Genomic DNA, 12527 nt, shown 5'->3' on the forward strand with positions numbered 1-12527 from the left:
CAGCCGCAAGCTGGATCGCGCGTATTAAAGGGTCAGGTGGGATGTGTTTTGCATATTCGAGCCGGAAGGCGCCTTGTCAAAAGATACTACGGTCAACCCGCCCGTGATTGGAATGACCTTTACCTTAAGAAGGGCGCGCGATTTCAGTGTGATCACAGCTTCCCAGCGTTTTCTGTCAACGGTTGCGAATACATGTTGTGACAGCTCGGACCAGATGGAACTTGGCATGCAGTCCTCCTGCCAATGGCCGATGGCATCATGCAGCGTATAGTCTGCAAAGCTGCTGTCTGGATCTGATTTCCAAAGCTGTCGATAGGCTTGATTACACAGGGTCAATTGGCCGCTGTTGGCAAAGAGCGCCAGAGCGCTTTCGATCGTGTCGATCACATTGTGGCAGTTTTCGATTTCAGTTCTGAATTTGCGGGTGAGTTTGATTTCGGAGGTGATGTCTTCAAATAGGAAAGCCAATGAGCCATCAGGATGGGGGCGGCCCGTGATGCGATAGGTTGCTCCGGAGGGAAGGGTCCAAGTTTCGCAATACCGCCCTTCTTTGGAGGCTGTGATCACAGTGTTAATTTGAGTGCGCCAATTGGTTTGTGAGATTGACGCAGGCATAATATGGCGCTCGCGCAGTTGGTCAAAAAACGTGTAAAGGTCGCAGTGATTTGAAAGAAAATCAGCCCCGAGGTCGGTCATTTTTGAGAGGGCTGGATTGAAGAGGATCAGCTGGCGATCGCGATCAAAAATGGCCAGCCCAATGGCCAGATGTGCAAAAGTTTTGGAGAGGATACGCACAAAACTGCGTTGTGCGTCCAAGGCAGACACCAGAGCATCTGCCTCTGTGGCGTAGTACATCACATTCGATCCGGCCTGCACCGCAGTCACATCGAACCAGCGGTCTTTGGTGCCGTTTTGACTAGAGACACACAATCGCTTTGGTGGGTCACCCGGAAGCAGATTGGTCACGTCAAACAAGCGGCGCAACTTTGGGGAGTAGCCAAGATGTGCAACGAGATCCTTGTAAGCAGCATTACGCCAGACGGCCATGCCATCGGCATCAGATTTCCAGACCGGATTGGGGGCCTGAAACATGGCTTGCAGGATTGCTGTGCGTCTTATGGCATCAGGTGTGTCATCCTGCTTGAGCGTCACGCGAGCGACATCGTCCCACTGATCCAGAGTGAGTATGCTGGCATCGCTGGGATCTTGTGATTGCAATACGGTCACATCACGTTGGTGCAGGCTGCCCTGCGCGCGCGGAAATTCAGGGAAGCGGGCAGAGAGATACTGATTGAGGTCTGACCAGTCAAAAGCAGGTGAAGGGAACTCTGCGCATATTTTTAACGCTGTAGCATTGGCATCGATCAATTCGCCTGCACGAAACAGAAACCGTGCGTTGCCTTGGGCCGCAGACGGTCTCTGCGACGCGTTGGGCATGCGATTAGAAATAAAAAATGCGTGCCAAATGGTTGCAAGTGCCAAGCCCGCTAAAACAAATAGAAACAAAAGCTGGGTGAAAGAAAACACCATGGAAGACCCCAAATTCGTAATAAACGGTATTAAGTTCTTCAGAATTTCTCAGATCATTATATGTAGTAATTTGATTTAATTTGCAAGAATATTGCGCTTTTGGGTTAAGTGATGTGCAACGGGTTCTCGCCGGAGCCGAGCGCCTCAGGGTTGAATTCTGCATCGATTTTCTGTCTTGGCCAGATCACCTCCACAACCGCACCACGTTGTCTGGGGCCACTTAAGTCTTCTCCTAAGCTATTGACACCATTTGCAAAGCTGATCTCAGCGCCGGAACGCTCCAAGAGTGTCTTGGCGATGAAGAGACCCAGGCCCATGCCTTCATAGCCGGGACGACGTTTGCGATCTCTTTCGCTCTTGCGATAGCGCATGAAAGGGTCGCCAATTCGGCCAATGAGATGTGTCGGATATCCGGGACCGTCGTCCATAATGCGGAGATAGATCGACTCATCTGACCATTCGGTTTCCACCCAGACCGTAGACTTTGAAAAATCTACGGCATTTTGAATAAGATTCCGCAGTCCATGAATTATTTCGGGTCTACGAAGTATTTCTGGCCCGTCGAGCAGGTCAAAATGGTCAAAGATAATGTGCTTACCACGGCCAATATGCGGTTCTGCCGCTTCTTCGACCACTGTAGAGAGGGGCGCTTTGCGTAGATGAAGGTCGTCTTTGCCTGCGCGGCCCATAGATCGCAGGATGTCTCGGCATCGATCTGCCTGTTGGCGGATCAGGGCAGCATCCTCGCGCAACTCCGGGCGGTCATCGAGCTCTTCCATCAGCTCTGCGCTGGTCAGTTTTATCGTTGCCAGCGGGGTGCCCAACTCATGCGCGGCGGCGGCCACCACACCGCCCAGATCGGTGAGCTTCTGTTCGCGGGCCAAAGCCATCTGCGTGGCGGCAAGCGCTTCGGCCATGGAGGACATTTCGGACACCACCTGGCGTGAGTAGAATGAGGAGAAGAAGATCGCGATGACGATGGCGGCCCAATTGCCGAATAAGAAGACCATTGGCACCTGAAGCAGGTCTAAGCTGCTGGTGCGCAATGGAATATGAAATTCCAGCAGAATGGTCATCAACATCACGGTCAGGCCCGCCAAGGTAACGGCAGAACGGATAGAAAGCGCAGAGGCGGCGATGGTGACAGGCGCAACCACAAGGAAGGAAAACGGATTGTTCAATCCTCCTGTCAAAAACAGAAGTGCGCAGAGTTGCAGCACATCAAACAAGAGCATGAAGCGGTTTTCAGACTCTGTCAGAAGCTTGTTTTCGGGAAACACAAAAACTGCGATGAGGTTGCCAATAACGGACACACCAACAACAAGATAGCAAAGCCCGTATTCCAACTGCAGGTGGAAACCGAACTGCGCGACCAGCAGCGCGACAATTTGCCCGGCAATGGCGATCCAGCGCAGCATGATGAATGTACGCAGGCGAATCCAGTTGCTTCTACGATTTGAGAACATCAGCGCGTCTGACAAATCCGTCATTTTCAGGCCTTTCCGCTTGAACCCTCGCCCTCAGTTGATACGTCTCTGGACGATATCTCGCAATATGACAGATGAGGTCTGACATGGTTCGTATGGTTGCAGCAGTGGCTGCCTTCGTAGCGGTTTTGGCTCTTGCGGCCATGTGGTTTGTGGGACGTGAAACGGGCGGCGGTGATCAGTTTGCGCAATGCCGCACCAGTCAGGTCGCCGGAGGCACCAGCGCTATTGGGGGCGCGTTTGAACTGGTGCATGAGGATGGTCAGACGGTGACGGATAAAGATGTGCTGACGGAGCCATCTTTGATTTATTTTGGATATACATACTGTCCGGACGTGTGTCCTCTGGATGCGACGCGAAATGCTGAAGCTGTTGAAATTCTTGAGGGAAAAGGGGATTTGGTGACACCAGTCTTCATCACAATCGATCCTGAGCGCGACACGCCAGATGTATTGAAAGAATTCACGGATTATCTGCATCCGCGGATGGTTGGTCTTTCAGGTTCTGCGGAACAGATCAAGGCGGCCAGTCAGGCCTATCGCACCTACTACAAGAAGCAGGCACCGGAAGATGGGGATGAGGAATATTACCTCGTGGATCATTCCACCTTCACCTACCTCACTTTGCCGGGGCATGGGTTTGTAGAGTACTTCCGTCGTGACATTTCTGCAGAAGATATGGCCCAAAGGGTCGGTTGCTTCGTAGAAAACATGTAAAGGCGGTGATGGTTTGACCCGGATAGGCTGTGCCGCTAATACTTGGAAAATTGGCATGGGACACACGCATATGGTGGACAACGCGCTGCCGGAGATTGGGCCGGATAAATCACTTCTCTTGGTTGATGATGATGAGCCGTTTTTGAGACAGCTTGCAAAAGCTATGGAAAAACGGGGCTTTGAGGTTGAAACCGCAAGTTCTGTTGTCGCCGGTCAAGCTATTGCCACAGCCCGCCCACCTGCCTATGCGGTGGTCGATCTGCGTCTGGGGGATGGCAACGGTCTGGATGTTGTCGAAGTGCTCCGCGAGAAGCGGGCAGACAGCCGAGTGGTGGTTCTGACTGGGTATGGTGCGATTGCCACTGCGGTGGCTGCGGTGAAGATCGGGGCGACCGATTATCTGAGCAAACCGGCGGATGCGACGGATGTGATGAACGCGCTTCTGAGCTCAGGAGATGAACTCCCGCCGCCGCCTGAAAACCCGATGAGTGCCGATCGTGTGCGCTGGGAACATATTCAGCGAGTCTATGAACTCTGTGATCGCAATGTCAGTGAAACGGCGCGTCGGCTGAACATGCACCGGCGGACGTTGCAGCGCATTCTGGCGAAACGTTCCCCGCGTTAAGCTCTTCTAAAACGGTCAAAACGGCGTGTCTGTATCCCGTCGGCATTGCGGCTGTTTCGCGGAGGTGCCGCTTTTTCCCCGTTTGCATTAACCTTTTGCGCAACAGTCCTATAAGGGCTGTCATCTTTGAGCAGCAAAAATCGTGAGCAGATGGTCAATCGCGGCGCGTACATGACGCGGCATCAGATGACGGTCGGCATAGACAATCCAATGAGAGCGGCTGTGGTCTTCGTAGGGTTGCAGGATAAGCTCGGCCTCGCCGGCATCAATCAACCCCTGCAAATTTCCAATAGGTGAGTAGGCAATGCCAAAACCGCGCCGGACCGCTTCTTGCAGCATAGGGATGTCATTGGTGCGCAGGCGTCCGGAAACTTTGACCGGTAGGGCGGCTTTGGTGTCGGGATCCTGAAACAGCCAGGTGTCATTGCTGGTCACCAGACAGGAATGTTGCCTGAGATCCTGCGGTGTCTTGGGGATGCCATGGCGCTTCAGATAGGCGGGAGATGCGACGCAGGCGAGGCGATGGTTCACCAGCTTGCGGGCGATCAGGCTGCTGTTGGTGAGCACGCCGTAGCGCAGTGCAAAATCATAGCCGTCTGCCACCAGATCCACGTTGCGATTGTTGAAATCCATATCCAGTGTGATCCGGGGATGCTGTTCAACAAAATCCAGTAGAACGGGAGCGACCTCGCGTTCGGCAAAGGGGCCGGCGGCAGAGATCCGAAGCGGGCCTGACAGTTCGGCGATGTCACCACGAAGGGTTTGGTTGGCCTCCTGCAACGCCGATAGAACATGTTCAATTTGGGAGAGGTATTCGCGGCCCTGCTCTGTGACACGCACGGTGCGGGTTGTGCGCGCAAGAAGTTTCACGCCAAGCCGCTCTTCCAGAGCCTGCACGCGTCGCGACACATGCGAGGTGGAGACTTTCATGCGCTGTGCCGCTGTGGTGAAGCTACCGGTCTGCGCCACCATGGCAAATTCATCTATGCCATCCCAATCGGACAAGGCAGTTTTCCCGATTATTGTTGCTACTGTGCAAAGATGTCTTTCTGATTACATGACTTGAGGCAGAAGGGCAATGATCCCTAGATGCAGTTCAGATGAGGCAACAGGGGTTGTCTCCGAAAGTGACAGGAACATCCAATGACCAAGAAAATTCTTGTGGCACTGACCTCGCATGACCAATTGGGCGACACTGGAGAGAAGACCGGTTTCTGGCTGGAAGAGCTGGCGGCGCCGTATTTTGTATTTGTGGACGCAGGATATGAGGTCACGCTGGCTTCGCCAAAAGGTGGATTGCCGCCGCTGGACCCCAAGAGCAATGTGCCGGATTTCCAGACAGAGCACACACATCGGTTTGAGGCAGACGCTGCTGCAAATGCCGCGCTGAACACCACTGCGAAACTGTCAGATGTGGACGCGGGCGACTTTGATGCGATTTTCTATCCCGGCGGTCATGGCCCGATGTGGGATCTTGTTGAGGATGCCAACTCGATCAGGCTGATCGAAGACTTCTTTGCTGCAGGCAAGCCTGTGGGCGCGGTGTGTCATGGTCCCATCGTTTTGGTAAATGCCAAGGATGCCGCCGGTGAGTACATTGTGAAGGGGCGCAAAGTCACCGGCTTCACCAATTCAGAAGAAGAGGCGGTTGGTCTGACCAATGTGGTGCCACAGCTGTTGGAAGACACGCTGATTGCGCGCGGTGGTCTTTATGAAAAAGGCGAAGACTGGGGATCTTTTGTCCAGAAGGACGATCACCTGCTGACGGGACAAAACCCCAATTCTTCTGTCGCCGTGGCGGATCTCTTGGTTGAAGCTCTTTCTTAAGTAAGTGCCTGAGATCGCGTAATGTTCCACGTGAAACATTGTGCCGGGGCTGTGAAGCTCCGGCGCATTTCATTTATCGGGCCGGCCTAGGCTGCGCGGTCCGTCAGCATCTCATCTACAATGGACACCGCCACTTCGGCCGGGCTGCAGTCAAGGGAGGCGGCACGCTCAAAAATCCGCCCCAGAGTGAGCTCAACAGCGGCGAGTTTTTCGTCCACGTAAGCGGCGCGGTCAGCGATGCCCAGCACTTCGGTGGCGACGTTGATGATGCCACCGGCGTTTGCGACAAAATCGGGAGCATAGAGAATACCACGGACGTGCAACCGTGCGCCGTCTTCCGGGGTGGCCAATTGATTGTTCGCCCCACCACAGATGGCAGCGACCCGAAGTTTTGCGATACTGTCTTCGTTGAGGATGGCGCCAATAGCACAGGGCGCGAAGATGTCCGCTTCTACGGTAAGGATTTCATTGGGGCCGGCGATGGTGGCGCCGTACTTTTTAGCCAGTTTGGCGACACGTTTGGGCTCGATGTCGGCAATGATCAGTTTAGCACCAGCGTTATGCAGAAGATCGCAGAGATAGGTGCCGACATGGCCGAGCCCTTGCACGGCGACCTTGCGCCCTTTCAGATCCGCAGATCCAAAGCGGTGCTGCGCCGTGATTTTGAGGGATTGGAAAATGCCGCGCGCGGTGATTGGAGATGGGTCTCCGCTGGCGTGGGGGCCCTTGGGCAGACCGGCGACAAATTTGGTCTCGGTGGCCAGCAAAGCCATGTCGTCCGGGCTCATGCCCATGTCTTCTGCTGTCCAGTATGTGCCCTCAAGCGTGTTGATGGCGCGCGCGAAGGTCAGCAGCTGGGCAGACGTCTTCTGAGTTGCGTCCCCCATGATCACAGCTTTGCCACCGCCAAGCGGCAGGCCCGCGGCGGCGTTTTTATAGGTCATGCCTTCAGACAGGCGCAGTGCGTCGGTCAGAGCCGCGTCTTCTGACGTGTAGCGGCGCATGCGCAGACCGCCCGCAGCAGGCCCAAGTTTGGTGGAATGCACCGCGATAAAGCCCGTTAGGCCGATGGTGTCGTCGCAAACGCGCAATACGGTTTCGTGACTGCTGATCGGCAAGCGGGAGATTTGCATGGCTCTTCCTATGGTCTCTTCTTAGAATCGCTGAGTGAAGTGGCGCAGAAAATGGCACATCACAAAGAGAGGTTTTCCCCAAATACCCCTACCCAAATGGGTTATTTTTAGAGATAAGCCCCTAAATAGGGTTAATTTTTGGAGAAAATCTCTATGGATGCCATTGATCTTAAGATTGTGCGTGCGCTGCAGCTTGATGGGCGCATGAAGATTGGCGACCTTGCTGAGAAAGTTGGCCTCTCGCCAACGCCCTGTGCACGGCGGCTTGAGCGGCTGCAAAATGATGGCGTGATCACGGGGTATGGCGCTCGCGTGGATCCGCGCAAAATTGGGCTGCCTGTGACGATTTTTGTGAATGTTGAGCTGGAACAGCAATCCGCAGAAGCCGTGCGCGATTTTGAGCGGGCTGTGCGGGCCTTTGAGGAGGTGATGGAATGTTACCTGATGACGGGGTCGCGAGATTTTCTGCTGCGTGTTGTGGCGGCGGATCTGGAGGCTTTTGATGCGTTTCTGGAACACCGGCTGATGCGGGTCAAAGGAGTGCGCAACATTGGATCGCATTTTGCCCTGCGCGCGCTGGTGCGGCGCGATGTGTTGCCCGCGATGTGAGACTAGAGATCGTAGCGTTTTAGAATTTTGGACACTTCTGTGCCGTCCTCCAGCTGAATGCCGTCTTTGCGACCATAGGTTTCAAAACTGCGGCTTTGATAATAGGCCAGACCTCCGGCGTTATCTGCGCGGATTTCAGCGTTGATCCAGCGGTACCCCATGGTGCGGGCGGCGGCTTTGGTGGCATCAAAAAGTTTGGAGCCGATGCCAAGCCCGGTGCGCCCGGTCTTTACAAATGTGCCGATTTCACAGGCCTCCGGTGGCAGGCCTGCGAAGCGGTCAATCCATTGAAAGCCAAGGACATCTCCCGCATCATTCATGGCAACATGCCAGATCGCACGATCGGGATCGGCCATCAGCCAATCTGCCAATGCCTCTCGCGACAGGGGCGTGGTCAGAGCGGTGGTGCCGCCGATTTCAATGATGTCATTGAGCAGGTCAGCGGTTTGACGCAGGTCTGCGGACGTGCCTTGTTGAATGATGACATGAGACATTAAGGGGCACCTGACCTTGGGGTGGCATTCAGAGGCTTGAAAGAAGCGTGATGTGACGTGTGGTGAAGTCTTTGCGCACCTCAACCGGTGGACGCAGATGGATGGAGAGACCGTCGATGATTTTGGGGTCTGGGGTGCCAAAGAGTTTGTTGGCCTCGCTCACGGAGAAGCCAGCGATCTGTGTGGCCTCCATCCAGGCGGAGATCTTATCGGCTTTTTTGATCTGAGACTTCAGACGCTTTGGGGTTTCTGCGGGGAGGCCAAAGCGGATGTGAATGGCCGCAGTGAGCCGGTCGTCGAGCTTGCCGTAATCGGGACCGACAGCGGCTTTGACCGGTGAAATCATATCGCCGATGACATATTCCGGCGCGTCATGCAGCAGCGCGGTGAGCCGGGTTTTCGGGGTGGCGGATTTAAACATGCGCCCGTAGATTTCTTCGACCAGGAGAGAGTGTTCTGCCACAGAGTAAGGGAAATCGCCCTTGGTTTGCCCATTCCAGCGGGCGACAAAGGCGAGACCGTGGGCGATGTCTTCGATTTCGATGTCCACCGGGGTCGGGTCCAGCAGGTCGAGCCTGCGCCCGGACAGCATACGTTGCCAAGCTCTTGTCACGCGAAAGCCTTTCAATGTTTCTCTGTCGTAGCTACTGCATTGAAACGGTGGGGAGCAATGACTTTGCTGGGCTATGGAAAGGAATTTGAACATGCTTTCGAAAGTTACCGAAGATTATGTGCTCATCGAATTTTCAGAGGAAACCGCAGCACATTTGATTGCCTTTCTCACTCATGCGTTCAGGCAGGAGGGGGTGACGTCCTGGGCGGGGAATGTGATTGTTTTGGAGTATGATCCGCGCACGCAGATGGTCACAATCGGGGATTTGTTCTGCGAATACCCGGACCAAAGCGTGCCATGGGAGGCTTTTTGCGCTTGGGTGGCGCGCAAAAGGCAGCTGTCTTTGCCTTGTTGAAGATGCTGGACCTTGCTGAAAATGCAGGCATGGCCTGTGGCCGCAAGTCAGGCGCAGACTTCGGCCAAGGTGAAAAATAGTCAGCTTAGCCGGTGGCAACACCGGAGGACATCATCACGTTCACAAGAACGATCAACGTGGCCAGAAGCAAGACGGTTGGGACAAGAAGAGCTGATTTAAACATGCTTCTTAGTGACGGAAAATTCATAACCAAAAACCTAACAATTAAAGGTTTCTTATAGATTGGTTTCCAAAGACCTAACAGTCAGGGGAGCCTGACTAAAAATTAGGCAATTGTGCCTGACCTGTGGGCGAAGCCGCAAAATCGCCACAATCACCGCACAGCCTGAAGCGGTGCCGGGATCACGTGCTGCCACAATTCAACGTGATCTGCTGTGTTTTGTAAAAGCGCGCCGGGGCACCGACATGTTTAGCGAGGGGGGCACGTAATCACGGCTTCCTCCCGCGTGTCCTCCTCTCCAACCTCAACGGTTTGGCCTCGTTGGCTGAGCCAGCGCGAGAAAGGAGAGCGCTATGTTTAAGAGACTTGTAGGAACCGCGTTGTTGTTTGGCATGGCTGCGGCCGCGCCGCCTGCGTTTGCCAATGGATGTGGACCACGAGAGATTGTGGTCGAGCGTCTGGAGAACCACTATTCAGAAGGGCGCAGTGCCGCCGGGCTGCAGGGCAATTCCGGGAATAAAGTGGCCATTCTGGAGATCTTTTCCTCTGATACCACAGGCACGTTCACGGTGATCCTGACCAATGCGGAGGGGATGTCTTGTATTCTTGCGGCGGGCACGGATTGGTTTCAGCACGCGCCGGACCTGCGGCCAGCAGGTATTGACGGGTAGCAACGTTGTAGAAACCCTGTGTGAGTGTTATCTGGTCGCCAAGGAAACCCTGCAAAGGAGCTGGGCGCTATGGCGACCGATTACACCGTTAAAGATATCTCTCTGGCCGATTTTGGCCGCAAAGAGCTGGACATTGCCGAAACTGAGATGCCGGGCCTGATGGCGCTGCGTGAAGAGTACGGTGACGCCAAGCCCCTGACGGGCGCACGCATTGTGGGCTCGCTACATATGACCATTCAGACCGCTGTTCTGATTGAAACGCTGGTGGCGCTGGGCGCGGATGTGCGCTGGGCGAGTTGCAACATCTTCTCCACGCAGGATCACGCAGCGGCGGCAATTGCCAAAGCGGGTGTGCCTGTATTTGCCATTAAGGGCCAGTCTCTGGAAGAGCATTGGGATTATCTGGATAAATCCTTCCTGTTCCCGGAAGGCCCCAACATGATCCTCGATGATGGTGGTGACGCCACATTGTATATTCTGCTGGGTGCCAAGGCCGAAGCGGGTGAAGATCTGGGCGTGCCAACCTCTGAAGAAGAGGAAGTGATCCACAAGCAGATCGCCAAGCGGATGGCGGAAAGCCCTGGCTGGTTCACCAAGACCCGCGACGCGATCCAAGGTGTTTCTGAGGAAACCACCACCGGTGTGCACCGTCTCTATGATCTGGTGAAACGTGGCGAGTTGCCGTTCCCGGCGATCAACGTGAATGACTCCGTCACCAAATCGAAGTTCGACAACAAATACGGCTGTAAAGAGAGCCTTGTGGACGGCATCCGCCGCGCCACCGACACCATGATGGCAGGCAAAGTGGCCGTGGTTTGCGGCTATGGCGATGTGGGCAAAGGCTCCGCCGCCTCCCTGCGCGGCGCGGGTGCCCGTGTGAAAGTCACCGAAGTGGACCCAATCTGTGCCCTGCAGGCGGCCATGGACGGCTTTGAAGTGACCACGCTGGAAGATGAAGCCGCCACCGCGGATATTTTCATCACCACCACCGGCAACAAAGACGTGATCCGCATCGAGCATATGCGCGAGATGAAGGACATGGCGATTGTTGGCAACATCGGCCACTTCGACAACGAAATTCAGGTGGCCAACCTGAAAAACCACAAGTGGACCAACATCAAAGAACAGGTCGACATGATCGAGATGCCCTCCGGCAATCGCTTGATCCTGCTCTCTGAAGGCCGTCTGCTGAACCTCGGCAACGCTACGGGTCACCCCTCATTTGTGATGTCTGCCTCCTTTACCAACCAGGTGCTGGCGCAGATTGAGCTGTTCACCAAGGGCGAGCAGTACAACAACGAAGTCTACATCCTGCCCAAGCATCTGGATGAGAAAGTGGCCGCTCTGCACCTTGCGAAAGTGGGCGCGAAGCTCTCCAAGCTCAGCAAAGAGCAGGCAGACTACATCGGTGTCGGCACCGAAGGCCCGTTCAAGCCAGAGCATTACCGCTACTAAGCTGGTTTAGAGACTGAAAAAAGAAACGGTGTCCCGGATTGGGGCGCCGTTTTTATATGTGCGAAGGCCTATAGGGCTGTGCGGGGAAAGCGGGGGTGGTTTTCCCTTTGTGCTATTTGCTGCCATGGCTCATTTATGCGTCATACTGGGGTCTGATCCACAGATCAGATGCTTTCATCACCACTCTGGGAGAAAATCATGGGCAAACGGGACGCGCTGATCGCGAAATATGCGGAAGATCTGAAAAACAAATGCGGTATTGAGCCGGATATGGATCTGTTGACCAAAGTGACCATTGGCTGTGGTCCGGCGATCTACAATGATGATGCGTCAACTGTGGCGAGTTCCCAGCCCGAAGAGCTTGAGACGGTCAAAAACAATTTTCTGATCAAGAAGTTGGGCTTGAGCGACGGGCCAGAGCTGATGAGCGCGATTGATGCGGTGATTGAGACCTATGGCAAATCGGAGCGCAACAAATACCGGGCCGTGGTGTATTATATGCTGACCAAACATTTCGGCAAAGAAGGCCAGTATCTCTGAAATATTTCGGGATTAGAATGCGCGCCTGAGGCCTGTTGGCCTTGGGCGTTTTTTTCATTTCTTGACAGAGTGCAGCGGGTTCGAGTCAGATTGTAGATACTTGATATTTGCAAGATCGGCTGCGGCTCGGTTAGAAATAATATGTCGGGCTAGGATGGCCGGACCCTAAGAATCAAAGTCGCGTGTGGTGGTATGGGATACACGCGGGGTGCATAGGGGGTCTGGCTGGAGCGGAGACAGGCCCCCTATGTTAAATTAGAAATCCCTTCCGAATATGGATCACGGAGATGT

The 12527-nt window shown here is 54.5% G+C and carries 14 protein-coding genes; 8 read left to right on the forward strand and 6 right to left on the reverse strand.

Annotated features, from left to right (window positions below; genetic code table 11):
• Positions 1–24 precede the first annotated feature (24 nt).
• Both J7382_RS01385 and J7382_RS01390 read right to left on the reverse strand, forming a co-directional pair.
• Complete coding sequence (locus J7382_RS01385) at positions 25–1530, reverse strand: PAS-domain containing protein (RefSeq protein WP_209066600.1); 1506 nt, start codon at positions 1528–1530, stop codon at positions 25–27.
• A gap of 104 nt (positions 1531–1634) precedes the next feature.
• Entirely contained in the window at positions 1635–3020 is a 1386-nt protein-coding gene (locus J7382_RS01390) for a sensor histidine kinase RegB (protein WP_209066602.1), read from the reverse strand.
• A gap of 83 nt (positions 3021–3103) precedes the next feature.
• Between J7382_RS01390 and J7382_RS01395 the strand changes: the two genes are divergently transcribed.
• A complete protein-coding gene (locus J7382_RS01395; protein WP_209066604.1) occupies positions 3104–3733 on the forward strand; it encodes an SCO family protein in 630 nt (209 codons plus the stop codon).
• A gap of 70 nt (positions 3734–3803) precedes the next feature.
• On the forward strand, positions 3804–4358 hold the full coding sequence (locus J7382_RS01400) for an ActR/PrrA/RegA family redox response regulator transcription factor (protein ID WP_058239005.1): 555 nt from the start codon (positions 3804–3806) through the stop codon (positions 4356–4358).
• A gap of 120 nt (positions 4359–4478) precedes the next feature.
• Here J7382_RS01400 and J7382_RS01405 read toward each other — a convergent pair whose 3' ends face one another.
• Positions 4479–5363 (reverse strand): LysR family transcriptional regulator, encoded by an 885-nt coding sequence (locus tag J7382_RS01405; RefSeq protein ID WP_247744775.1) that lies wholly within the window; start codon positions 5361–5363, stop codon positions 4479–4481.
• A gap of 138 nt (positions 5364–5501) precedes the next feature.
• On the opposite strand from J7382_RS01405, the gene J7382_RS01410 reads away from it, so the two are divergent.
• Complete coding sequence (locus J7382_RS01410; RefSeq protein WP_209066606.1) at positions 5502–6185, forward strand: type 1 glutamine amidotransferase domain-containing protein; 684 nt, start codon at positions 5502–5504, stop codon at positions 6183–6185.
• 86 nt (positions 6186–6271) lie between these two features.
• On the opposite strand, the gene J7382_RS01415 is transcribed toward J7382_RS01410, so the two are convergent.
• Positions 6272–7318, reverse strand: coding sequence for a Glu/Leu/Phe/Val dehydrogenase (locus tag J7382_RS01415; protein ID WP_209066608.1), 1047 nt, complete (start codon positions 7316–7318; stop codon positions 6272–6274).
• Between the two features lie 153 nt (positions 7319–7471).
• Between J7382_RS01415 and J7382_RS01420 the strand changes: the two genes are divergently transcribed.
• A complete protein-coding gene (locus tag J7382_RS01420) occupies positions 7472–7927 on the forward strand; it encodes an Lrp/AsnC family transcriptional regulator (RefSeq protein WP_209066610.1) in 456 nt (151 codons plus the stop codon).
• 2 nt (positions 7928–7929) lie between these two features.
• Here the strand turns inward: J7382_RS01420 and J7382_RS01425 are convergent, their stop codons facing one another.
• Both J7382_RS01425 and J7382_RS01430 read right to left on the reverse strand, forming a co-directional pair.
• Positions 7930–8421 (reverse strand): GNAT family N-acetyltransferase, encoded by a 492-nt coding sequence (locus J7382_RS01425; protein ID WP_209066611.1) that lies wholly within the window; start codon positions 8419–8421, stop codon positions 7930–7932.
• A 28-nt stretch (positions 8422–8449) separates the two neighbouring features.
• Positions 8450–9013 carry an HD family hydrolase gene (locus J7382_RS01430; protein ID WP_058238742.1) on the reverse strand — a complete coding sequence of 188 codons (564 nt, stop codon included), beginning with the start codon at positions 9011–9013 and terminating at the stop codon, positions 8450–8452.
• Positions 9014–9125: 112 nt separating this feature from the next.
• Between J7382_RS01430 and J7382_RS01435 the strand changes: the two genes are divergently transcribed.
• The 4 genes from J7382_RS01435 to J7382_RS01450 all read left to right on the forward strand — a co-directional run bounded on the left by J7382_RS01435 (position 9126) and on the right by J7382_RS01450 (position 12236).
• Positions 9126–9389, forward strand: a complete 264-nt coding sequence (locus tag J7382_RS01435) for a hypothetical protein (RefSeq protein WP_209066612.1) — start codon at positions 9126–9128, stop codon at positions 9387–9389.
• Between the two features lie 534 nt (positions 9390–9923).
• The gene (locus tag J7382_RS01440; RefSeq protein ID WP_209066613.1) at positions 9924–10241 is read left to right on the forward strand and encodes a hypothetical protein; all 318 of its coding nucleotides are present in this window, start codon (positions 9924–9926) and stop codon (positions 10239–10241) included.
• A 69-nt stretch (positions 10242–10310) separates the two neighbouring features.
• The gene (ahcY, locus tag J7382_RS01445; RefSeq protein ID WP_209066614.1) at positions 10311–11696 is read left to right on the forward strand and encodes an adenosylhomocysteinase; all 1386 of its coding nucleotides are present in this window, start codon (positions 10311–10313) and stop codon (positions 11694–11696) included.
• Positions 11697–11894: 198 nt separating this feature from the next.
• Entirely contained in the window at positions 11895–12236 is a 342-nt protein-coding gene (locus tag J7382_RS01450) for a DUF2853 family protein (RefSeq protein ID WP_209066615.1), read from the forward strand.
• The last annotated feature ends 291 nt before the right edge of the window (positions 12237–12527 follow it).

The organism is Shimia sp. R11_0 (assembly GCF_017744035.1).
GTDB classification, from domain to species: domain Bacteria; phylum Pseudomonadota; class Alphaproteobacteria; order Rhodobacterales; family Rhodobacteraceae; genus Shimia; species Shimia marina.

Coding starts and splice junctions, on each gene's coding strand:
- J7382_RS01415 (WP_209066608.1), bottom strand. CDS start 7,318: ATGCAAATCTCCCGCTTGCCGATCAGCAGTCACGAAACCGTATTGCGC.
- J7382_RS01410 (WP_209066606.1), top strand. CDS start 5,502: ATGACCAAGAAAATTCTTGTGGCACTGACCTCGCATGACCAATTGGGC.
- J7382_RS01420 (WP_209066610.1), top strand. CDS start 7,472: ATGGATGCCATTGATCTTAAGATTGTGCGTGCGCTGCAGCTTGATGGG.
- J7382_RS01395 (WP_209066604.1), top strand. CDS start 3,104: ATGGTTCGTATGGTTGCAGCAGTGGCTGCCTTCGTAGCGGTTTTGGCT.
- J7382_RS01430 (WP_058238742.1), bottom strand. CDS start 9,013: ATGCTGTCCGGGCGCAGGCTCGACCTGCTGGACCCGACCCCGGTGGAC.
- J7382_RS01435 (WP_209066612.1), top strand. CDS start 9,126: ATGCTTTCGAAAGTTACCGAAGATTATGTGCTCATCGAATTTTCAGAG.
- J7382_RS01400 (WP_058239005.1), top strand. CDS start 3,804: ATGGTGGACAACGCGCTGCCGGAGATTGGGCCGGATAAATCACTTCTC.
- J7382_RS01425 (WP_209066611.1), bottom strand. CDS start 8,421: ATGTCTCATGTCATCATTCAACAAGGCACGTCCGCAGACCTGCGTCAA.
- ahcY (WP_209066614.1), top strand. CDS start 10,311: ATGGCGACCGATTACACCGTTAAAGATATCTCTCTGGCCGATTTTGGC.
- J7382_RS01450 (WP_209066615.1), top strand. CDS start 11,895: ATGGGCAAACGGGACGCGCTGATCGCGAAATATGCGGAAGATCTGAAA.
- J7382_RS01440 (WP_209066613.1), top strand. CDS start 9,924: ATGTTTAAGAGACTTGTAGGAACCGCGTTGTTGTTTGGCATGGCTGCG.
- J7382_RS01390 (WP_209066602.1), bottom strand. CDS start 3,020: ATGACGGATTTGTCAGACGCGCTGATGTTCTCAAATCGTAGAAGCAAC.
- J7382_RS01385 (WP_209066600.1), bottom strand. CDS start 1,530: ATGGTGTTTTCTTTCACCCAGCTTTTGTTTCTATTTGTTTTAGCGGGC.